The sequence below is a fragment of the Pseudomonas sp. RGM 3321 genome (assembly GCF_022836805.1).
Classification (GTDB): domain Bacteria; phylum Pseudomonadota; class Gammaproteobacteria; order Pseudomonadales; family Pseudomonadaceae; genus Aquipseudomonas.
In genome coordinates this window covers 582,427-603,454 of the sequence record NZ_JALHBH010000121.1, presented here as the reverse complement: position 1 = coordinate 603,454, position 21,028 = coordinate 582,427, and the positions used below count along the sequence as shown (strand labels likewise).

The 21,028-nt window shown below is 58.8% G+C and carries 24 protein-coding genes; all 24 read right to left on the bottom strand.

Features of this window, described 5'->3' with window-relative positions:
* Positions 1 to 2: 2 nt before the first annotated feature.
* Positions 3 to 530, bottom strand: coding sequence for a DUF2514 domain-containing protein (locus RGM3321_RS28285; RefSeq protein WP_244395770.1), 528 nt, complete (start codon positions 528 to 530; stop codon positions 3 to 5).
* Positions 515 to 931, bottom strand: a complete 417-nt coding sequence (locus tag RGM3321_RS28280) for a DUF6527 family protein (RefSeq protein WP_244395769.1) — start codon at positions 929 to 931, stop codon at positions 515 to 517. Before RGM3321_RS28280 ends, RGM3321_RS28285 begins: the two co-directional genes overlap by 16 nt.
* On the bottom strand, positions 928 to 1,473 hold the full coding sequence (locus RGM3321_RS28275; protein WP_244395768.1) for a glycoside hydrolase family 19 protein: 546 nt from the start codon (positions 1,471 to 1,473) through the stop codon (positions 928 to 930). The genes RGM3321_RS28280 and RGM3321_RS28275 overlap by 4 nt, the downstream gene beginning before the upstream one ends.
* A 64-nt stretch (positions 1,474 to 1,537) precedes the next feature.
* On the bottom strand, positions 1,538 to 2,971 hold the full coding sequence (locus tag RGM3321_RS28270) for a tail fiber domain-containing protein (RefSeq protein ID WP_244395767.1): 1,434 nt from the start codon (positions 2,969 to 2,971) through the stop codon (positions 1,538 to 1,540).
* 25 nt (positions 2,972 to 2,996) lie between these two features.
* Positions 2,997 to 3,683, bottom strand: a complete 687-nt coding sequence (locus RGM3321_RS28265; RefSeq protein WP_244395766.1) for a hypothetical protein — start codon at positions 3,681 to 3,683, stop codon at positions 2,997 to 2,999.
* Complete coding sequence (locus RGM3321_RS28260; RefSeq protein WP_244395791.1) at positions 3,683 to 3,991, bottom strand: hypothetical protein; 309 nt, start codon at positions 3,989 to 3,991, stop codon at positions 3,683 to 3,685. The genes RGM3321_RS28265 and RGM3321_RS28260 overlap by 1 nt, the downstream gene beginning before the upstream one ends.
* Positions 3,992 to 3,999: 8 nt before the next feature.
* Positions 4,000 to 7,803: a DUF1983 domain-containing protein gene (locus RGM3321_RS28255; protein ID WP_244395765.1), complete on the bottom strand. Its 3,804-nt coding sequence runs from the start codon at positions 7,801 to 7,803 to the stop codon at positions 4,000 to 4,002.
* 57 nt (positions 7,804 to 7,860) lie between these two features.
* The gene (locus RGM3321_RS28250; RefSeq protein ID WP_244395764.1) at positions 7,861 to 8,454 is read right to left on the bottom strand and encodes a tail assembly protein; all 594 of its coding nucleotides are present in this window, start codon (positions 8,452 to 8,454) and stop codon (positions 7,861 to 7,863) included.
* A gap of 58 nt (positions 8,455 to 8,512) precedes the next feature.
* Positions 8,513 to 9,148, bottom strand: coding sequence for a zinc ribbon domain-containing protein (locus tag RGM3321_RS28245; protein ID WP_244395763.1), 636 nt, complete (start codon positions 9,146 to 9,148; stop codon positions 8,513 to 8,515).
* Positions 9,149 to 9,230: 82 nt separating this feature from the next.
* Positions 9,231 to 10,034: a C40 family peptidase gene (locus RGM3321_RS28240; protein ID WP_244395762.1), complete on the bottom strand. Its 804-nt coding sequence runs from the start codon at positions 10,032 to 10,034 to the stop codon at positions 9,231 to 9,233.
* A gap of 1 nt (position 10,035) precedes the next feature.
* Positions 10,036 to 10,785 (bottom strand): phage minor tail protein L, encoded by a 750-nt coding sequence (locus tag RGM3321_RS28235; protein ID WP_244395761.1) that lies wholly within the window; start codon positions 10,783 to 10,785, stop codon positions 10,036 to 10,038.
* A gap of 9 nt (positions 10,786 to 10,794) precedes the next feature.
* A complete protein-coding gene (locus RGM3321_RS28230) occupies positions 10,795 to 11,133 on the bottom strand; it encodes a phage tail protein (protein WP_244395760.1) in 339 nt (112 codons plus the stop codon).
* A 2-nt stretch (positions 11,134 to 11,135) separates the two neighbouring features.
* Positions 11,136 to 14,627, bottom strand: coding sequence for a phage tail tape measure protein (locus RGM3321_RS28225; RefSeq protein WP_244395759.1), 3,492 nt, complete (start codon positions 14,625 to 14,627; stop codon positions 11,136 to 11,138).
* 10 nt (positions 14,628 to 14,637) lie between these two features.
* A complete protein-coding gene (locus tag RGM3321_RS28220) occupies positions 14,638 to 14,886 on the bottom strand; it encodes a DUF1799 domain-containing protein (protein WP_010201907.1) in 249 nt (82 codons plus the stop codon).
* A 62-nt stretch (positions 14,887 to 14,948) separates the two neighbouring features.
* Complete coding sequence (locus tag RGM3321_RS28215) at positions 14,949 to 15,332, bottom strand: phage tail assembly chaperone (protein WP_244395758.1); 384 nt, start codon at positions 15,330 to 15,332, stop codon at positions 14,949 to 14,951.
* A gap of 3 nt (positions 15,333 to 15,335) precedes the next feature.
* Complete coding sequence (locus RGM3321_RS28210; protein ID WP_244395757.1) at positions 15,336 to 15,992, bottom strand: phage tail protein; 657 nt, start codon at positions 15,990 to 15,992, stop codon at positions 15,336 to 15,338.
* 66 nt (positions 15,993 to 16,058) lie between these two features.
* Complete coding sequence (locus tag RGM3321_RS28205) at positions 16,059 to 16,847, bottom strand: hypothetical protein (RefSeq protein WP_244395756.1); 789 nt, start codon at positions 16,845 to 16,847, stop codon at positions 16,059 to 16,061.
* 15 nt (positions 16,848 to 16,862) lie between these two features.
* A complete protein-coding gene (locus tag RGM3321_RS28200; RefSeq protein WP_244395755.1) occupies positions 16,863 to 17,273 on the bottom strand; it encodes a phage tail terminator-like protein in 411 nt (136 codons plus the stop codon).
* Positions 17,270 to 17,926 carry a hypothetical protein gene (locus tag RGM3321_RS28195; RefSeq protein WP_244395754.1) on the bottom strand — a complete coding sequence of 219 codons (657 nt, stop codon included), beginning with the start codon at positions 17,924 to 17,926 and terminating at the stop codon, positions 17,270 to 17,272. Before RGM3321_RS28195 ends, RGM3321_RS28200 begins: the two co-directional genes overlap by 4 nt.
* Positions 17,923 to 18,291, bottom strand: a complete 369-nt coding sequence (locus RGM3321_RS28190) for a hypothetical protein (protein ID WP_244395753.1) — start codon at positions 18,289 to 18,291, stop codon at positions 17,923 to 17,925. The genes RGM3321_RS28195 and RGM3321_RS28190 overlap by 4 nt, the downstream gene beginning before the upstream one ends.
* 16 nt (positions 18,292 to 18,307) lie before the next feature.
* Complete coding sequence (locus RGM3321_RS28185; RefSeq protein WP_244395752.1) at positions 18,308 to 18,808, bottom strand: DnaT-like ssDNA-binding protein; 501 nt, start codon at positions 18,806 to 18,808, stop codon at positions 18,308 to 18,310.
* Positions 18,809 to 18,811: 3 nt separating this feature from the next.
* Positions 18,812 to 19,240 (bottom strand): CTP synthase, encoded by a 429-nt coding sequence (locus tag RGM3321_RS28180; RefSeq protein WP_244395751.1) that lies wholly within the window; start codon positions 19,238 to 19,240, stop codon positions 18,812 to 18,814.
* A 45-nt stretch (positions 19,241 to 19,285) separates the two neighbouring features.
* The gene (locus RGM3321_RS28175; protein ID WP_002553404.1) at positions 19,286 to 20,236 is read right to left on the bottom strand and encodes a major capsid protein; all 951 of its coding nucleotides are present in this window, start codon (positions 20,234 to 20,236) and stop codon (positions 19,286 to 19,288) included.
* Between the two features lie 12 nt (positions 20,237 to 20,248).
* Positions 20,249 to 20,977, bottom strand: a complete 729-nt coding sequence (locus tag RGM3321_RS28170; protein WP_244395750.1) for a hypothetical protein — start codon at positions 20,975 to 20,977, stop codon at positions 20,249 to 20,251.
* Between the last annotated feature and the right edge of the window lie 51 nt (positions 20,978 to 21,028).

Genomic DNA, 21,028 nt, shown 5'->3' with positions numbered 1-21,028 from the left:
CGTTACTCAGAGGTAATCAAGGATTTGTAGGATCTTTCGCACGCCAGCCCGGCTATTCTGGAATTATCAGCAAATTTTGCCAGCTCTCCCGCTCGCGCGTCAGCCCGGCCGAGCAAGTCGGAGAGCACCATGGCGGCGCGGGTGGCTGCCTTGCCTCGCTCGGAAGCTCCGGTATCGCTGGGCACACAACTTGCGCTGGCTGCCAGCTTTCCGGCTTCGACGCGCAGCCGGTCGCCAGCAGCGTCAGCGACAGCAGCATCAGTAAGCGCAGCGGTCTGGTTTTGTCTTGCATCGTTTGCCACCTGGTTGGCCGCTTTCTGGCGGCGTTGCTCTTCGGTTCGGTACTCGGTGGTCGTGGTGGCCACCGCTTCGGATTGGGCGCTGACTTCCTCGGCCCACTTCGCCTTCCAGGCCAGATCGGTAACGGTCACGCCGTGCAGGTATGCCCCGTACAACGCACCGGCCACGGCCAGCAGGATCAGCAGCGCGCCGCCGACCCGGTATGCGAACCCACTCACCACTGCGCCCATGACTCCTCCCAATTCGGCAGGCCGACCGTTTGGCCGGCAAGCGCGTGCGTACAATCCCCCAGATACTGGATGCGACCGTCTGTTACGAATGAGTGGCAAACTTTTCCGAAGCGGCTGGCGAACAGAGCTTCTCGACCGCCCGACCTGCAGATGGCATCGTGTTCTTGCGCCTCTTCGTCCGTCATGACCTCTCGTCCGTCAGGTGCGCCAGTTGTCCGGGCCAACACCGATGGCGTGAACGTGGGCGCGTCTGGGTTGCCGTTATAGCTCCAGTTCGGCCCCGGCGTTCCCGGGGAGTTGACCTTGATGCTGTGCGGACCGTTGCAGCCGTTGCAGAAGAACCAGACCGAACCATCGGACCCCATACCCAAGCATCGGCCTATCGTTTTAATCGAGCTCATGCCAGCACCTCCAACGCACGCTTGTACAGCGCCTGCCGATCGGCCAGACCATTCGTGCCACCGTTGATTCTGCGAGTGATTTGGAGAAGGTCGCCCTTGTCGGCCAACGCATTCAGCGCCGCCCGGTGCCAGAACCACGCCGCCGACATCGCAGCGTGCTGCGGCTGCTCGAGCAATTCAGGATGGTTGATCAGGTCCAGCCCCAGCGCTTCGCCGCACGCCTCGTAGTTGGTCCGCCCCGTAACCTGAATCAGGCCACGGCCACGGTAGAGCTGGCCGTCTCCATCGGCCTCCGGCGTGTTGCCCAGGCGCTCAGCCAGCTTGCCGGTGTCGTACTTTGACAGGTAGGCGCTGCCCCCCAGCTCGCGCACGTAACGCAGTTGACCGGACTCGTGGCCGACCTGGGCGATGAATGCGGCGATGCGCGGCACCGTGACGATCTGGTACTTGCTCATCGCCGCATTGAGGACGGGTGCAAAAACGCCGGCTTTCTGGCCGGCGTTCGGGAGGATTTGCAGCAGCAGCTGCGCAGTGATCGGCATTTGGGTTTCTCCAGGCAAAAAAATACCCGCTCGATGGCGGGGTGCGGGTGTTGCTGTGCAGGTGTTATGCGGCGGCAGGTTCTGGTGCCGGCTGAATCGACGCCTTGAGCGCGGCCAGTTCGGCGCGCAGCTCTTTGACCGCGCCCATCAGATCGGTGATCAGCGCCATCGGGTCGAGCTGCTGGATACGCGGGTTGCCGTTTTCATCAACGCCGTCCTTCTCGCCCGATGCCGCCAGCGGGTTCACTTCTTTGGCTTCATGGGCGATCAGGCCCTGATAAACCTCGCTGCCTCCTTTAAAGACGTCTCCAAAGTTCTTGCGCTGGTAGGTGACAATTCGGTACGCGTCGATACGATCCAGAAAAGACGGTGCTGAAAATTCCTTTATGTACTTCTTGAGGCGGTAATCCGATTGGAAGAGCGTCATTGAACCGATGTAGGTTGCATCGATATAGACGTCCACATATGAGCCGGTCCAGTTGAAGTTATACACCGTTCCTTGTCTGGCTCCGTTCAACCCTGTCCTGCAAAAGATTCCGTTAGAGGCGAATTTACCTTGCAGGCCCAGCACCCCGGCCGCATCGTTCATCAGGCGCACATCGTAGTCGGCAGTACTACTATTGAAATGAAAGTCCAGGTATGGAGTAGCGCCTATAAGCTCAGCAGAACCCAAAGTAACGCTCTGCCCCGCCACAAAACCTAATGCTGTTCTTGCTTCTGCAGCTGTAGTCCCGCCTGTCCCGCCCTTGGCGATAGGCACCACATTCTCTATGGCGGCAGTCCCGAGCCCTAAATTCGTGCGAGCACCAGCCGCAGTCGTTGAGCTCGTTCCGCCAGACGAAATGGCAATAGGGCTGGCAGTGACTTTCAGTTGGGCGACGGAAAGAACGCCGTCATAGGAGTAAGTCATCACTGGCCCGGCTGCCGTGTTGTCTGCATTCACGGACCACCATGCATGCCCACCAAGGCCGCCGCCACGGTTGCAAATGTAGTTCGCCCCGCCGTCGCCGTTGCCGTTCCAGCCCATGTAAAGGCCTTGCACGTTGTAGCCGACCGGAGCACCTCGAAAGCCGACGCTTTTGATCAGGGCGTCGTACGCGCCCCCCTTCATGCCGAGACTTGTAAGCGCTGAAACGCTATCGGTAGCGCCAGTCCCGCCCTTGGCCACCGGCAGGATATCGTAGTTCCCGGTCGTGCCCAGCGCGGCCAGCTTCTGACCATACTGAAGAACCAGAGCGCGCAGCGCATCGGCGGAATCCTTGACGTAGCCTTGCAGCGGAGCCAGCGCATACCCGCCAGCGCCGTTGGTAGCACCCTGATAGTTTGGCGATATCGACATGGCGATATCGCTGGCGATGTTCGTGACCTCGTACCAGCCGCCATCCGGGCCACGAAAGCCATCGCCGACACGGCTGTTTGCGATGAAGGCCGTACCGCTACCAATAACGGCGTTGGAATTTTGGGTGACGCTGACAAGCCCTTGCTTGTACCAAGGCATATTTCTTACTCACTAAACGGGTTTCTTAGACATTCATCTTTGCGAAGACTGCCGGCAAAAAGAATGCTGTTGGGTTGGAAGCGGCAATGGTGATTGCATAAAGCTTGCTGTTCGGGAAATCCCACCAGCAGTAGAGAGCCCTTGATATGGCGCTACCTGAGTTCAGCCCCATACCAAACGAGTTTATAAGCAAGTACTCGCTTGCTGGAAAGTTGAAAGCGACCGAGTAGTAACAGCGGACAAGATTTTGCGCAGTGTAGTCAAACTTCTCGTACGTCCAATTCTGAAACGATCTGGTGAAATTCGCGCTTGCGGTTCCCGAATCAAACAGCAGATTTGTAGACTCATCCCAGAGCCGCATCCCGAAGTCGGCAACGGGCTGGGCCGCGAACTGTGCAACGAAGTACCGGCCGTTTGGTTGCGCAGTGTTCACGTCATAGGCCCGAACATAGAAGCCAGTCCAGTTGCCCGCCGAGCCCACCAGACGCATTAGGCACAGGCCCGCGATCGCATTAACGGTGTCCGGCCGCACGAAAACCAAAGGCGGCTCTTGCGAGGTAACTGGCCGAGGAAAATAAGTGGTCGAGCCAAGCCCGCTTTCCTCTGTGGGCTGATATCGCCCCGAAGCAATCACCATCAGGCGCGCATATTGCGAATCGAGAACGACCACATTGCTGTTGTTGGAAAACTCAAGTCCGTATGTATCCGCCATTATGAAAACCTCATAACGATCAGCCGCATAGTCCCTGAGGAAACCGTGCTTGATCCATAAGTTCTGGTGTGGTTATAGACTCGCGCAATTCCATCAACCAGTTCCGTTTCGTGCTGCCTTTGATTGTTGTCGTAAGTGCCAGACGGTATGACTATTGCCACACCGTTACCCGGCCCCACTCCCGGTACAGCGAAGTCCTGACTGGTCTTTGCCGTGCTGGAGAACGTGACGAGTGTCGACAGTACAACCCGAATCGTAAATGACGTTTCATCCAACTGGAGCGCGCTGTCTGCGCCCCATACCATCATTCCGTTGCTCATTCACTGAGATCTCCGAGCTGCACGCGCTTGACGTTGTTGGCGTCGTAGACGCGGACTGATCGGTTTGTAATCACCAATCGGCCACCGCCGGCGACCACCCCGTTTATTTCGAGCGTGCCGTTTTTGTTGAGGATCCAGCCGCTCTGCCCGGCCAGGTAATTGGTCGAACTGATGTAACTCCCAATCTTGGCGTTGGTGATCGTGCCGTCCTGAATAAACGCCGACTGAATGAATGTCTGGCCGCCAGTGATACCGAAAAACGACTGAGGCGATTGGGAGCTGGTGTTCATCACCAGGAACGTATCGGCTCGCACAACAAACTGCGACGTCGTGCCAGCCGCTCCGCTCTCAAGTCCCAGCCCAAACCCGGCCGCGTAGGGGATGTTGTTTTGTGTGAGCTCCATCCTCACCGACCAGATCCCCGCTAGCTTGTTGTTGGTGTTAGCCAACGCACTGGATGTCTGCTGGACCTTAACGCTGGCGTCGTTGGCTGTTGCCTGGACCGTGTCAACACGCTTGCCCAATGCCGTATCGCCGTCAGACCTGGCAGTTCCTTCGGTCTGAATGGCGGTCTGGTTTGTTCCAACTGCCGTATTCAGCGTTGAAAGTTGCTGAGCCGTGGCCTGCCGATCCGTGTTTGCGGTTGACTCAATCGTCGTGATCTTCGATTCGCTCGTGCCTACGCGAGAATCGATTGCCGTGATTCGCTGGGCGGTTGCCTCGCGGTCTGTGGCCGTCGTCGTTTCGACTGTGGAAATCCGTGCCTCGTTTGTGCCGACTCGGGCCTGAAGCGTTGTTGTGCGCTGCGCCTGAGCAAAGTCTTCTTCTGCTCTGACCTTCACTTCCTGCGCAGCGCTGGCAGCGCTGTCCCACCCTCTGAGCGCGTCGAGCAGATCGCCTTCCCCGCTGTCTGCCCGGGATTGCGCCTGCACAGCTTGGAGTTGGCTGGCGGTCGCAGAGGTCTTGCCGTCAACCGTGGTGATGTCAGTGGTGTTCTTCGTTACTTGGGCAGCGAGAGCATTTGCAGTACGGATCGACTGGCCGGTGTTGACCCAATACGTCGGATTCGGCGGACCGTTTGAACCATTGGCCGCAGCAGGCACCGCCGCGATGGCCGTCCAAAGGTTGTCACCCACGCGCACGGTGTTGTCGCGCACGTAGGCATCAGTCGGCACGTAGACCAGAGCGTCGGTGATTTCGCCGATCTCGGTCTTGAGCTCGTCAAGTCGCTCGTTGACTGAGCCCGGACCATCACCATCAATTAAATCAATGCGACCCAGCAGATGCTCGCCGAACTGGCTTTCCGTAAGCTTGCCAGTCAGAAGGCCAAGAACAGGAGTTGCATCACTGCTGGTCTGCCCCATCACGCCAACGCCAGTCGGATACCACGGCCCCACGTTGCCGGTCCGGTCCACCAGGCGCGCCCAGAAGAAGAACGTCACACCCGCCAGCAGGCCCTGCATAATGTGTTCCGATTGCGGGTAGGCCAGGTCGCTCAGCTTGGTGGCCTTGGCCAGGTCAGTAGTCGGCCCATACCAGATTTCAGTGCGCTGCGTGTCCTCTGCGCCTGGCGGGAAAGTCCATTTCAGCTTGATGCCGAAGATCAGCGAAGCGGCGGTCAGCGAAGTGACAGCCGGTGGCAGCCCTTCCTTGCCTTTGAGCTGAGTCAGTATTGAATTTCGCCAGTTCGACGAAATGTCGTAAGCGCTCACGGCGCGAACTCGGGCGAGATAACCGCCGGCATATATGCCCGTGATATCGACGCTGGTGGAGCCGGTTCGCTGAACCTTGATCCAGTTGCCGCTGTCCTTGCGCCACTCGACGTCATAAGACACCGCGCCGACGACAGCGGGCCAGCTGATGGTCATCGTTGTAACGGCCAGCCCTTGGGCTATCGCCGTCGTCGACGTCAGTGAAACGCTGGCAGGCGATGGAACAACGGTGATCGGGATTACGCTGATTGGGCGCTCTTCCAGTCGCGCCCCGGTGTCGATGTAGCCGAACTTGCTTGGCTCGTATTGGAGGGCAGTTATCGCGTATTCGCCTTCGGTGTTGCGCTTGACGCTCAGCACCCTGTAAAGCGGGATAGCAAGATCATCAGCGTCCAGCGCCCATTGCAGCTGGGTATTCGGTGTCTCGCTGTAAGCGACAGTGACGGTAATTGCTCGGCCCGCAACTGACTGAACGGTCCGACCTTCGGCCTGCCCGCTGGGCAGGTTGACGATCAAGCGGTCTCCAGCCTTTGCCAAGGTATCGCGGTCAAGCGTCACCACTCTCCCGGCAGCGCCAGCAATCCGCCCGCCTACCTCCCGGCCAGCCAGCAGCGAGTCAGCTACCGGGATGATGTACCCAGGCAGCGGAATCGCGCCCTCCATGCCGGTACTGAAGCTGACGGTGCGGTCTTGGTTGTTGCTCATGACTACCCACTTGCCACGGCGCTGCGCCTCGGAAGCGCGCGTGCAGCCGATGGCAGTGAGTTCAGTGGGCTTGTCACCGAAACGGCGCTGCAGCACCGGGTCGGCAAATGGAATGACGTCTGTGTCGTAGTTGTTGTCAGGGTTGTCGTAGCCGACGATTGCCCGGGTGTAGCGTGTCTTCGCCGAAGCGCTGCCGTAGGTGAATTTGCCGTCGATGACGTTGGCGCGAGTGAAGACGTAATCGAAATCTTGCGCGCGCGGCATATCGGCCTGCGCCACTAACTGGCCCTGAGCCCAGTAGGTCATGCCGCGATAAATGCCGGCGATATCGCGCAGCAGCGACCAGGCATCAGCTTTGCCCTGAAGGTTCATATCGCAGAGAAAGCGAGGCTCTACACCCCCAACCCCGTTTGGGACATCCTGATCGCAGTACTGCGCGATGCGATACAGCTCCCACTTGTCGACCATCCATGTCTTGATGCGCTTGCCCAGGCCGAACCGGTCTTCGGTGCACACGCCAAAGGTGATCCATGCAGGGTTGTTGGTCCACGCCAGCTTCATGCTGCCGTCCCACACGCCGGAATAGGTGTGATTGACCGGGTCGTAGTTGCTGGGAACCTGCCACTTCCGGGCCTTGCACTTGACGGTGACGGCCGGGATATTGGTGAACTGCTCGGCATCGAACTCGATGTAGAGCAGCGCCGTGTTCGGGTAACGTAGCTTGGCGTCGATGACTTCCGTCAGGCCGGCCACCAACATGGTGTCAGCGATCTTGTTGGTGTTCTGATTGGCGGTCAGGCGACGCACGCGGATCTGCCAGCCAGATGTCGCGGTGGGCAGATCAATGCGGCGCGAGCGCTCGTAACGGGTGGTGGTTTTCCCGTCCACAGCCTCCAACAGCACTTGCTGGTAGCTGCCTCCGTCAGTGGCAACATCAATGGCGTATTCGATCCGGTAGCCGCCGACATTACCCTCGTCGTCCTGCTGTTGAAGCGCAGGCCATGCAAGGCGCACGCGCACAGCCGATAACTGAGTGTTGGTGATCGAGCGAACCCACGGGGAGTCGTTGCGCAGCTCGACATTGACTGTCGTCTCGTTGTCGATCGACGGAATGCCAGGAATGTACGACTGATCAACTGAGCCGGTGCGCCACTCCCATTTGACGTTCTGGAAATTGACGTTGCCGCTGGCATCGTTGATCGGCGTGTTGTCGAGGTAGATGTCAGCAGCCGTCGGAGTGCCTTCAAACTCGCCCTCGCCTACGGCAATGAGCAGCTTGGCCAAGTTGGTAGAGCGCAGGCTATCGGACGCCTCGGTCGGCGACTTCGGACTGGTGCTGCCGCCTTTCTCGCCGTGGATATCAATCTTCAGTGCTGCGCCCATGCTTTTCTCCAGGCATAAAAAAACCGCCTCTCGGGCGGTGTGGTCTTGCGGGTGTGGTTACGTTTTGTCTTCGGCGTAGATTGAGGCCGAGATGATCGCCCCACCCCAGCGCCGCTCACCAATGCAGATCGGGACCGGGTTGCCGCTGGCAGTGGTGTTCTTGGCGCTGCCGAAGGCGTAGGACGGCGAGTTTTCCGGCGATGCGCTCTGCTTCAGTCCGGAGGCTTGGGGGCTTAGCATCTGGATGACGCCACCCGCAGCCGAGCCAATACCTGCCGCCAGCAGCGCAGCCTGAGAGCCTGGAGCGACAAAGAACGAGGCAACGATCAGCGCTACACCCAAAACAGTCTGAAGTATGCCGGCACGCTTGCTACCATGAACAACGGGCACCACACGAACTTCGCGTGATCCGCCCAGGGCAAAGCCGCCCTCTCCGACGTTCTTGCCGTTGCGGAATATCGCGAAACGCATACCCAGTCGGTCAAGTCGGCGAATCTCGTCAGCGAATCCGTCCAGCGTTGCCTTCAATGCCTTGAAGACTTCCCAGGTCTGCCCTGAGTCGATCTGCCTGCGATGCACCCTCCCGAACTTGCGGGCCAGCGATCCCGACAGCTTGATCGTGGTCATGGGTGCGTAATGAATGGCTGCCATGTGTTTCTCCGGGTATGAAAAAGCCCGCACACGGCGGGCTCTTTTATGTTTATTGCAATCAACTGAGCGACTGATAACGAATGGTGGATTCGAGGCGGTAGCGCGAGGAAAGATTGCGCCTCAACACCTCTGCATCCGATTTTTCATGGAATAGACCGCCAACAGCAACAAGACCGTCGGGAACCAATGATGGTGCGTCAAGCTCAGTTATTTTTGAATAAGCCTCGGCAAGCTCTTCCTGCGAATAACACTCAACCCGAACAGCCCAGCCGTCTGTAATAATTTGAACTGAGGGGCTAGCGTCTTTTTCAATCTCCGCCCCGCAATGTTTACACTTCACCGCCGCCTTCTTTATAGTTTCGGCGCAGAGCGGGCACTGCCTCTCGCTCAACGATTGAATAGCTTCAAGATCGCCCGATCCAGATTTTATCCATCCACGCTTCAAATAGGAGGACTCGAGAATTCCCTTTATTCCAATTGCGTAACCAATCGAAGCAATTGGCAGCGCAATAATAACGCCCGGTCCGCCCGTCAAAAACGCTATGCCTCCAACAAAGACGAGCCAACAGACGACATGCGCCCAGAGCCCCCTGTAAGCAAGGTAAAATACGCCGAGAAAAAGCGGCCCCGCCCACACAGCATCACCGACTGTCTCGGCATGTCCGTTTGTTGAGTTTCGGAAAGTAGTCGGCATGATCATCATCCTGAAATGGATGCTTAATATAGCAAAACCGCCTCATGCCCACACTGTTCCAAATGAATAAACATCGGTTGCATTAACCTGTGCCTGCCGCCTTTCCCGATGGCGCCGTATCTTCAGGGGCTGATTGCGCTTCTGTATGCCTGAGGATCAGACGTGTCCGATCAATCCACGGCCCGCCAAAGACTATGATCTCCGACGGCCTTCCGTACAGGTGGTGCAGCAGGAAAGGCCCGGGGCCGAATACGCCTGCTTCCTCGCCAGTCAGCGAAGCGTCCGCGCCGAGATAGATGCCTGCATGGTTCGGATGCTTGGTCCGCCCGGCCTCCATCACGATCATATCGCCACGTTGCGGCTGATCGACCCGGACGAAACCAGCGGCCTCGTAGTTGGACTCGTAAAGACTTTCGGCTTCGGCGCTTTCCCACCATCCATCCGCGCGCTTGAACGCTTCGAACTCCAGGCCGAACTCGCGCTTGTACCAGTCGGCGCAGACCTGCCAGCAGTCCCAGGCGCCATGCACAAATGGGCGCTTCAGCAGCGGCGTATTGCCGGTGGGCACGATGGTGCGTAAGTCACCCTCGGGCCAGCTTAGGATATGCCAGGGCAACTCCGTCGCCTCGCACATCGCCAGGTCGCGTGGCGACGGTCTGCTGGTCGCGTCGGGGTGCGAATGAACAACGCCAATCACGGTGCCCACATCTTCCGCTGCGGCGTAATCGTCGGGGCTGATGCGGAACTCTTCGCTTGGATCGGTTGCCGTGTTGGAGCAGGGAAAGTACTGCTGCTTTCGTCCCACGCTCAGTAGAAGCCCGCAGCACTCGCGCGGGTACTCGGCGGCAGCATGCGCCTGCACCGCCGCCAGGATGTATTTCAGCATGTCAGCTCCGCGCTATCAGGGATACGGCGGGAAAACCGCCGAAGGGGATTTCGTTGCCTGCGCCGAAGTGCGCGATGCAGCCCGTCGTTAGCAAGCCGTTGCAGGTATCGAGCTCTGGGTCGTCAGTGGGCAGACCGTCTTTATCGACGTATGGCCCGGTGTAGCCGCAGTTCGGCCCGCGATACCCACCAGTGAGGCACCAGTGACAAAGCGTGGTCATCTGCCGACCAATCGACTCCCCGCCGACGTCGCCCGGGCTGGCAAGCTCCCAACTGACCGTTTCACCGTCCTCATTGGTTTTCTGATCGAGATACCAGACCTCGATAGATTCCTGAGTCGGATCAGCATCGGGGTTGCCGCCAGGGAAGTTCTCGGCGTCCAGATACCTGCCGAGCGTATGCCGCATCGTCAGTTTGAACTCGAGCAAATCCTCAAACGCCAGGCATAGCGCGGTGATGCGCCCGTTGACGTTACCCACGGAAAGCGTGGGCCGGACCGCCGTGCCGTCGCCATTCGCTTCAATGCCGTCAATCTGCATGGGCCAGGCACCGTACTCGTTGCCTTGCCACCAGATTGATTTGGCAGGCAACTGGTCAGCGTCCAAGCCGACGGCGAGAAGTTCGGATGGCGTGTGCGGGATGGCGTGACCATGAAAGCGCAGAATGTCTGCGCCGTAGTCAGAGCCATCCAGCTCAAACAGCAACGCTTCGCTGCCTGGCTCAAGCGCCTGGATGTCAGCAATCAACGGCATGATAAGTCCTTAAGGGTGAAAGGCCCGGTCGAACGTGGCCGTCAATTTGAATGCGATGCCCCCCATTGGGGTGGGCACCGGGTTTTTGCAGGTGAACAGACCGAGCTGTCCCAGCGGCGTGGTCCAGAGAAACGCTTTCGCCCCGGCGTGCCTGTCGAGAAACTCCATAATCTGCAAGACACGCTCTTTCGTTCCGGTGAAGGTGATCGGGTATGAGTCCTCCTTGTTGTTCGGCCCTTCGCCGACATCCTGTTTGTAGCCGTTGCCAAACTGGGAGGTGCGCACCCGATAGGTGATATCGGGCGCGTCTCCGTGCTGGGTAGGCCAGGTAAAGGTTTCAATCGCCATGATTACCTGCCATTTGTGAGCCTCCAGATCGAGCCGCCAGGTTGCAGCGCGCGAGCGATTGCAGTCTCGGCCTCGGTTTTCGCCGCCTGCTGAATGCCCTTACCGAGCTGAGTGGACGCTTCCTGTGTGCTTGCGCCGCCCGAGTCGCCAGATGTCTGGACGGAGACTGAAACAGGGAAGTTGTAGGTGCTGCTTCCGCTGTTAACGCCTCCGCCCAGCGCCCGGACGCCGAGCTGGCCGCCAGCCGTGCGAGTGAGCGGCATGATTGCCTCGTCGCCCGCCTCACCCATGACCCCAACTCCGCCGCCAGCGATGCCGAATGCCGTCGGCTTGCTGACGATGCTGTTGGTGAACGCTGCGCCGTTGGCGAACATCTGCACGCCGTTGGACCATGCGCCGCCTTTGGCTTGAGCCACGCCGGACCAGCCGCTCAATGCGGAGTTGCTGTAGCCTGCCGCGCTCGCACCGGCGTTTGATGAGATAGCGCCCGCCGAACCCGTTGCAAGTCCGTTGCCGGTGCCGCCAGTAAAGTAGCTGGTGGCAGCGCCTACCAAGCTGCTCAGCAGTGCCGAGCTCGCTTGACGGGTAGCAATCCTTGCCATGTCGGCCAAGATTGATTTGGTAAAGTCCGCAAACGACCCCTTGCCAGTTATCGCGAAGTTGGCGACCGAGTCCTCCATGCTGCTGAACGCGCTGGTGAACAGGCTTTTGGTCTGCCCGGCTACATCCCTCGCCGACTCCAGGTAGTTCTGGAAGGCGGACGATGCACCAGCACTCCAGCTGCCCTGGGCGATAGTCATGTCGTCGTAGTTGGCCTGAACCGTGTCGCGCAGATCCTGCTGGTTCTTGTTGAGCGCTGCCAGCTTCAGGTTGTACTCGTCGAGGCTCATACCCCGTGAGCCATCGCCGTACTGGTTGGCCAGATCGACCTTTTGCTGGTTAATCCGGTCATCTACGGAGTTCTGCTGGTCCGTCAGTCCGCGCTGGCGATCACCCATACCAAGTGTGGCCGCAGAGCGCTGCCCCTGTTGGCGTAGCGTTTTTACCTGCTGCTCCAGGGCGCTGGTGTAAGTAGAAACCGCCAGTTCCTGCCTCTTCAACCTGCCAATTTCGCTGGTAGCGAGAACAGACAGTTCGCCGTCTGCCTTCTTCTGCGCCTCTACCATTGAGGTGCGGGCGTCGGCGATCTTTTGATCCAGCTGAATCCGCTGTTCAGCGCTGGTAGATGCCTTGCCCTTCGCCGCTTCTAGCGCCGCAATCTCAGCCTCATAGGCCGAAGTGACATCGCCCTTCTGCTGCTCGATGATTGCGCCGCGCTGGCTGGCATATGATTCGGCAGACACCAGGCCTGCTTTCTGCGATGCGTCCAGCTCTTTTTGAGCTATATCGTAGTAGGCGGTGATCGACTTTAGCTGGTTTTGCGCAGTATTGAAGTCAGTCAGGTCAACAGATCCGGCCGGCTTTGCAGGATCCTTGTTCTTGTCCTTGATGTTTTGCAGGGTTTTGGCGACGTAGTCGGCCTGGACCATAGGGTCTGAAGGGTCAGCTTTTTTTCGGATTTCGACATCGCGCAAGTAGGCTTTCTCAAGCTTGTTGCGCTTCTCGGCGTTGGTGAGATTTGAATCGCTGATCTGTTTCAGGCGCAATCCGGCAGCAATCCCTTCTTTCTGCACTTGCGCTTCGTTGCCCTTGGCTGCCGCAATAGCTGCCAAAGTGTCGCGCTGCTGAGATAGAAACGTCAGCTCCTGCGTAAGAGCGTTCAGCCGTTTCTTGGCATCCTTGTCGTCAGGGTCAGCTTTAAGCTGGCTTTGCGCATAGGCAGCCTTCTGTTGCAACTCTGCGACACGCTGGGCATCGTCCTGCTCTCTGCCAATGTTCTTGACCGAGTCGAGCGTCGCCTTTGCCGAGTCGCCTACAGCCTTCCATCCGCGCTCCCAAAGACCGAGGCTCTTCGTGATGTCGCCTGAGCGATCATTGATCGCGTCAGCGTAGGCATCGGTCAGAAGCTTGGCCGCACCTATCGTGTCGCCCTGCTCTTTGAGCGCAACGATTTGACTGTAAACCGATGCAGTGAGGAAGTTGTACTGATCGTTCAGTTCCTTTGCAGCGCCTACAGGGTCTTTCCCGATTTTGACGAACTCGGAAACGGTCTTCTCAACTGCCTTGCCGGTAGCGTCCTCCATCGCAGCAGCTGCATCAGCTACCGTCTTAAAGCTTCCCGATGCGATACTGCCACTGTTTGCAATTTGCGCCAGCGATGCAGCGGCCTCGCCGATGGTTCCGTTGACCGCGGCTACCTGCCGAGCCATCACGGCGAGGCTTCCAGACGTTGTGCCGGCGACGTTGCCAGTCAAGATCAGAGCTTTGTTGAAGTTGTCAGTTTCCTTGTTGCCCTGGCTGTAACCGTAGATCAGCGCCCCAATGGCTGCGGCAGCAGCAACGGCACCCGCCACGACAAGACCAAAGCCTATGCTGAGTGGTGGCGTAGCAGCGTTAAGTGCTCCGGCAGCCTCCTTGGCGTTCTTCGCCGCATCAGCTGCGGTGTTTGCCCCCTCAGCCATCGCGCCCAAGCCAGCACCAGCGGCTTCCGCACCATCAGCAGCAGCCTTGGCACCAGTACCTACGCTTTCAAAAGCATCGCCTACTGCGCCAATGCCCCCGCCAATGCCAAGGATAGATTTGATCTTGCTGCCCAGCACATCAAGCGTTGGCCCGATGCCGCCGAAAGAATCCTTGATCTGCCCGCCCTGCTGTAGGAGAACCAGCAGAGGGCTTTGTCCTGCGATGATGCTGGTGAAAATGTCGGTGAATTGCTCGGGTAGCTGCTTCAGCGCCTGCTCAGTCTGGGCAGACGACGAACTGGTCTTTTTGAGCGTCTCACTAAAATCGCCAAGCTTCTGACGCGACGCGTCAATCCGTGTTGAGTACTCTTTGAAAGTGTCGGCATCGATGAGCCCGGCGTTCTTGTATTTCTGCAGCTGCGCCTGCTGCTCATCGAGCTTGTTAAGGGCTACCAGAGTGGGGTTGATCTTGCCCAGCAGAGCCTGCAAGCCTTCAGCCTCAACACCGGTTGCGGCCGCTGCCTTCTTGGTCGATTCGGCGAGCTGATCGGTCGATCCCACCAGGGCATCAGAATCCGCCTGCAACCGCCGACGAAGTGCGGCCAGGCTGCTGACAGATGAACTGGAAGCATCCACCGCCGAAGTATTGCTGGTAACGCTGGTCGTCAGGCGCTGGTAATACTCGCTCGAATCCAGTGAGGCCTTGGCCATCGCCGTGAGGCGCGTCATAGCCTGCTCGGTTGTTTCGTTGAGCTTTGTCTCTGCTGTGTTCAGCCCTGCGGCCGCCGTAGAGGCCTTGTCAAAGCCTGACGAGACGCCCTCGGCCGCCTTTTCTGCTCGCCCGCCCGCCGCAGCCAGCTTGTCCAGATCGGTAGCGGCCTGCGCGGCATCGCCGGAATCAACCTTGATTCCGAGTTCAGCAATGGTCGTCATGAGCGCTCCGTTATTTCGATTCGCTCATCACGAGCAATGCTTCGACTTCCAGAGTGCGGAGGTCGGAAAAGATGCCAGGTAGTTCGTTACGCTTGATGCCGGCCATGTGAGCCGTGGCAGGGATGGCGGCATAGTCGAGACCAGATGCGCCGCCCGGCCCGGTCCGCCACTGAGTGGAGAGCGATTCGAACAGACGGAATGCCTTCCACGAGTCAGGCCAGACCTCGACCTCTTCGACAGGAATGTCAGCCAAGGTCATACCGAAGGCGGCGAGTTCCTGCTCCGACGGCCCGTGCTCATACAGCGCACGGGCCGCCGCCTTCAGTTTCCCAAGCGGGCCGGGTCGTATGCCGACTGGTATGCGTCGATCACAGCCTGAGGCGCGCCAACGCAAGTGGTCACCAGTGCGGCCACGGCCTGGTCGGTGAACTTGTCGTCGAAGGTCCAGCCGGTGACAACGTCCTTGATCTGCTCGACCTGCAGAGCAATCTCGGAGGCCGTCACTTCCTGCCATGTGATACCGTCGTCGATGCGCTTGGCGTTCAGATCGGCACGGGCCGTGTTCCAGCGCTCGAACATTTCGGCAAGCGCCTTGCGGTCCATGTACTTGAATTCAAATTCCACCTTCACCGGCGCTTCGCCGATGCGGGGAATCATCACCGGCGCTTTGAACGTAGGGTTCTGGGCGATTTTGATTTTGGCCATGGGTTACGCCACCACTGCCGAGTAACGGGTTGGACGGCCAGCCAATGACAGCGTAATGACGCGGGTCATCAGGTTGTTTCGGCCCAGAGTGGGCGTCGTGGTGATGGACACGTAAGCGTTGTAAACGATGCTGCTACCGCCCGGCAGGTTCAAACGAAGCACGCGCGTCTGCTTGTCGTCGTCGGCAGCCTCTACGATAGCGACATAGGGAAGGTCTGGGTCATCTGCCACGGTGAACGACATGCTGATCGGGTTTTTGGTGGTTGGCATTTGGCGATCATCGTCGTCGGCGAGGAAGCCGAAGGTCAGAAACTGTTGGTCACCACCACTGGTGTTTACTTCGGTGACCTGGGGCACCTCGACAAAGCTGGTCACCTTGCGCACTGAGCCGGAGCCCGAACCAGCTGGGTATGGCTGCAGATTGGTGGTATTGATGTTTTCCAGCGCAAACGTACCGCTCAGGCTTTTGGAAACACGAGTGGCACGATCATTGAGCCGGGTCCATCCAGAGGTAACAGCGATGATGTCGCCGTCGCTCAGGCCATGCGCCGCGGCCGTGGCCACCGAAGGGTTTGCATTGCTCAGCGCAGTTACCGGGATTGCCGCGCCGTAGGCGGAGGCGATCTGGAGGGTTGCGCCGTTGGGGAGTCTGAAGCCCATGAGTTTTTCCTTTTTGCGAGCATAAAAAAACCCGCTCAAGGCGGGGTTGTCGGTATTGCTTGGCTGTTACTTGCGGTGCAGGATTCCGCCTGGCTGAAGTTCTTTGCGGATCACATCACGGACTTGATCGGCAACGCCAAGGCCCTGATTCACGCGGACCTCAACCGCGCCAACGCGGGCAGAAATCTGAGTGTCGGCGCTGGCGCGAGCGTTGACCTCATGCTCGATTTTGGCTGTCAGGCTTTCGCCACAGCAACCGACGAGCCCTCCAATTCCAGCGAGCACTGTTTGGCCTGCGGCGTTGGTAGTCGTTCGCAAAGCCCAAGAGTTGGAAGGCGTGCCTGCATCAATGAAAGCCTGGTTCAGAATGACCTGATCACCTTCAACAGCGAATGGTGTATCGATCTTTTCTTCAGCCTTGCCGAGGTTGCCCAGCACCATGCGGGGTAAGCCATCATGGAAAAAGGTGAATTTGCCACCCTCTTTCTTGATTGAGTATCCGGCGCTTCTCGACTTCTTCATGCGCGCCGAAAGCTCTTCAGCCGTTTCTGGCCTCTCGTAGGTCAGGATGATGCGGATGTCCGCGAACCCCGGCTCGTAGGACTCATCGGACGTGCTGATCTTTGCGCTGGCTCGATGCTCGGCGGGGATCTTGATTATCTCTGAGCCAATGAAGGCGTAATACTCCCAAGCATTTTCGGGAAGATCGCGTGCAGCCCACTCGCCAGCTGTAACGGTGATCATCTGAGGCTGATCAGGCTGTCCGCCGACCGAGAACTCGGCCGAGTTGACTTCGAAGTTACCCTTGCTCAGCTTCCAGCCAGAAAGGCCCGGCACGTAGTTCGAACTTTGCATTTTCTTCTCCGATGATCAGTTTGTGTCTGATCGATACTGAAATGAGGCTGAGACTGTCAGCGTGGTGTCGCCAGTGATTGGCGGCCCAGGCTCGACCGGCGTGAGCACCAGCACCTCGAACGCGTCTTGTCTGAGCCTGAGATAAGCCGGGAATAGAGCGGCAATGTCATCGACAAGGCCCTCAGCGCCGCCAGCACCATTGCCTGCCGGGGTCACGACGTTGATCTGGAACAGACCTGTATATACGCGGTGATCGCCCGACAAGGTGTCGGTGCCGGTGCCGGCCGGAAGCATGAACGCTGCCAGATACGTCTCGTCTGTCTCTGGCGTGAAACTGACGCCCTGATAGGCGATCCTCAGGTTGCGCCCACCCGCCCACACCGTGAGTCTCTGCTCGAACAGTGAGCGGATTATTTTGTGGCTCATACCTGATGATTCCTGATGGCCGCCTCAACGATCTGCTGGAAGCGCGCCACGGTGATTCTGACCATGCCGCCCGGCGCTTGGGTCGAATGCCCAAATTCCAGCGGGATGGCGTATGGCAGGCTATTGGTGATGTATGCGACGTCGCCTGCGTGGAATTCCAGCACACCGTTGACGATGCGGGCCGTGGACTTGCTCCCACTTGGGTCGATCTCATCGGTGGTGGTGCCGTTTGGCGCGCCAATACCGAACATCCAGTTACCTCGGAATCGGCCACCCACATATCCTTGTCCCGCAACGAGACCATTCACATTGAAGTTTTGGTCCCGCTCAGTCTTCGTCAACGGCTTGGCGTATTTCACGCCTCGCTTCAGCTTGCCGGACTTCGTGAAGTTCGACTCAGTCAGGTTGATGACCGTATTGCGCAGGGAAACCTTGAAGTCGTAGTCGTCGGCTGCGCGGGTGTTGGCATCGCGGAACGCCAGGTTGGCCGCCCAGATTTCAGGATTACCGACAGGCGACATGCGGATGACGCTGCTGCCAATCTCGATGATGATGTCGCGAAGGCTGATATCAACCGCCTCCTTGGCCTGCTCAGCAAATTTCGCGAGGTCGAGGGCGAAGCTACCGGACTGCCCCGAACCTGCGCGGCTCATGAGCGCACCTGCAGCTCGTAGAGCAGTGGTGTGCCTGCCGGGTTGATCTCTTTCAGCGGTGGAATGATCGACCACGTGCGACCCTGGACCACCACCTTGCTGAGCAGCGTCGGTGGCTCACTCAAGCCTTGAGCGGCAATCTTCAGCTTCTTGTCGCCAACCTTGATCAAAGAGTTGGTCTGAAACTCCTGACCGGTGAAGTCGAGCAGGATGCCTTGGGCGGTTCGCTCCGTGACCGTATCTGGTGATGTGGTGCTGGTGCCCGGGTTGTACCCGCCTTTAACCGAGTCGCGGATGGTGACTGCCTGGCCGTATTCGGTAATCAGATCGAGGGCCATCGCGGCCATCTCATCGTAGAAGGCCATGGTGGCTCCAAATCAATCATGCGCGCACTGCAAAAAGCCCGCGTCGTTGAAGATAGTCTGCAAACTGTGTTGCGCTCGGCCGATCAGGCGCAGCAGGCAGCAGTCGCTTGCTCGTATTGTTGATGGTCGCGTATTCACGCTCTACCGCGCCGTCGACCTTTTCCTTCGTGACCGCGCCCTTGCGCTTGTCGATAGGATCAATGTCGTCGGCATGAATCTCTGCGGCCAGAGCCATCTGACCGTACTGAATGCGTGCCGGAAGGTAACGCTCCGGCTTGTTCTCACCATCCAGGCGAATCTCCCGGCGAGGCCAGGACAGCGCCTGATCGCCCGAGGATTTGCGTCCCTTCCAGGTCATGCCGTCCATCACCAAGGCGGCCCGGCGCAAAACAGCCTCTTGCGCAGCCTCTTCAGCGGGAATGGCCACACCGAATTTCCCGGCGTAAATGACCAGTTCAGCGGCAGTGGCGTAGCTTTCAGCACCCGGTACGCCGGTGCCGTCCTCGATGATGAGCATGACTTATTCCTTGGTTTCGTTCAGGCGATCTGCTTCGGCCTTGGCCTGAGCTTCATCACCAGCAAAGTCGCTGAATCGTACACCGTCGCGGGTGATGATGATCCACTGGTTGTCCGCTTCCAGCTTGGGGATGTAGACCGGTTCGTCCTTGGTGCCATCCTTCTGGGTGCCGTTGGACTCAGGCTTGGTTGGGCCTTTGCCCGGCTTTGCAAGAGTTTTGTCAGCGGCCTTGGCTTTGCCTTTCACAGGCGTCTTGCGTGTCTCGATCTCCACCTCAATCTCGACCGCCTTGTAGGCATCGACGATTTCCGGGTAATCGCCAACCACGGTGACCTTGGTCACGCCGCGTTCGACGTTCCGGAACAGATCCGGGTTGCGATAGCGCTTGTTGGGATCGAAGTCGCCGCGCTGGTTGCTGTAAACGAGTTCCATGATGTTCTCCCTGGCGGCCATCTCTGACCGCGCCTGTCGGATGGCTTAGGCAGCCGGAGTGAGTTCGATCATCACGCCTGCAGTGACCTTGTCGCTGGCAGAGTGCTTGACCCAGTTGGCGGACGAGCCGACAGCGGCGAGCGATGGGTTCGCACCACCGGCAGTTTCCTTCCAGCTGTAACCCAGAACATCGATGTTCACGACGCCTTCAGCGCGGTAGCCGATGCCGAGGTTTTCCTCGTCGTTGACTTCATAGGAGCGGAAGCCAGGCGCCTGAGATTCAGTGATGGTCACGGCGCTTGGCAGCAGGCCGAAGATCACGTCAACCGGGGCGGTATCGGTAACCAGTACCGGCTTGCCCAGGGTGCCTGGCAGGCCGCCGTAGATCACGACACCCGCCTCTTCGTACAGCTTGTTGGTGATGGCTTCGTCGACGATGTCGAAGTATGCCGACGAGTGCATGACCCACAGCGCGATACGGCCGAATTTGTCACCGAACTTGCGCATGCCGCGAGTCAGCGTCTTCTTGCCGTCGGTCTCGATGCTGGCTTCAACGACCATTGCAGGGTTGGAGCCGATCGACGCGCGCAGTGCGGCAGTTGCGTACTGCACGAAACCTTCAAGGGTTGCGTCGGCGACGTCCTGGCCGATGATCTGGGAGAACTCGTCTACCGGGCGACCGCGACGCTTGAACGCTTCTTCGGTCGTCTGGTAAGGGCCGTACTTCCACGGAGCCTTGACGCCAACTGCCTCACCGGCGCCGATTTTCTTGGCGACGACTTTGGCTTCGGAGTTGACGTCACGGTGATCCAGCGAACCTGCCAGCTTGTAGAAGGCGCGTTTGCGGAAGTCGCCTTCGATCAGCTCGTTGTCGAGGATGATTGCGCCGTTGGAGGACGCGTTGAAGATGTCCAGGTTGTCCTGAACACGCTCCAGATATGCGGTCTGAGCCTCATCGTTGTAGATGATCAGATCGCTGTTCACAGTTGTTGCCATGGGTGAATCCCCTTACTTGGGCAAATTGAGGTATGCGGTTTGGCCGTGCTTGCGCTGGTAGTCGCGCTTTTGCGTGGCTGTCATTTCGGAGCGCTTCAGTGCAGCCTGGCCGCCACCCCCGCCCGGGGCATTCGTACCCGAGGCCCTTGGCCACAGGTGAGGAGCGCTTTCGCGCAAAGATTCCGCCCATTCGAGCGGGGTCAGAGGGGTCTTGCCGTCCTTGCCGAGGATGGTCTGACCAGACTCATCAACGGCGACTGCTTCGCCCTCCTCGTTCAGTGAGAACACGCCTTTGGCGCGCAGGATGATGTCGTCAGTTGCTTCAGGCAGCGCACCGGCTTTGAGGGCTGCGCCGCGCACCGAATCCCCCAGGACCTTGCCCTGAAACTTGGCGGCGAATGTTTCAGCCTTTGTCGCGCGCTCGCTGATTGCCTTCAACTGCTTGTCATAGTCGCCGCGCAGACGCTCGGTGCGCTTGTTGAACACCTCGTCCACCTTGCCCTCTGTAAGCAGCTTGGTTTCCTCGTCCTGACCGGCGCGGCTCAGCAGCCCTTTGACGGCGTCGATGTCGATGCCTTCAAACTGGGTTTCGAACTGAGTCAGCTTGCCGGTGGCTTCTTTGAGCTTACCCAGCAACTCACTGTTTTTATTTTTCAGACCGGCCTCAGAGGTCCTGACAGCAGCCTCAATAGCGGCTTTGATGGCTGGGTTTTCCAGGTCGATTTCGTTTTCTTCTGCCACGGTGATGCACCCCTTGGGTTTTGTCGGCCCGCCTTACGGGCGTAAAAAAAC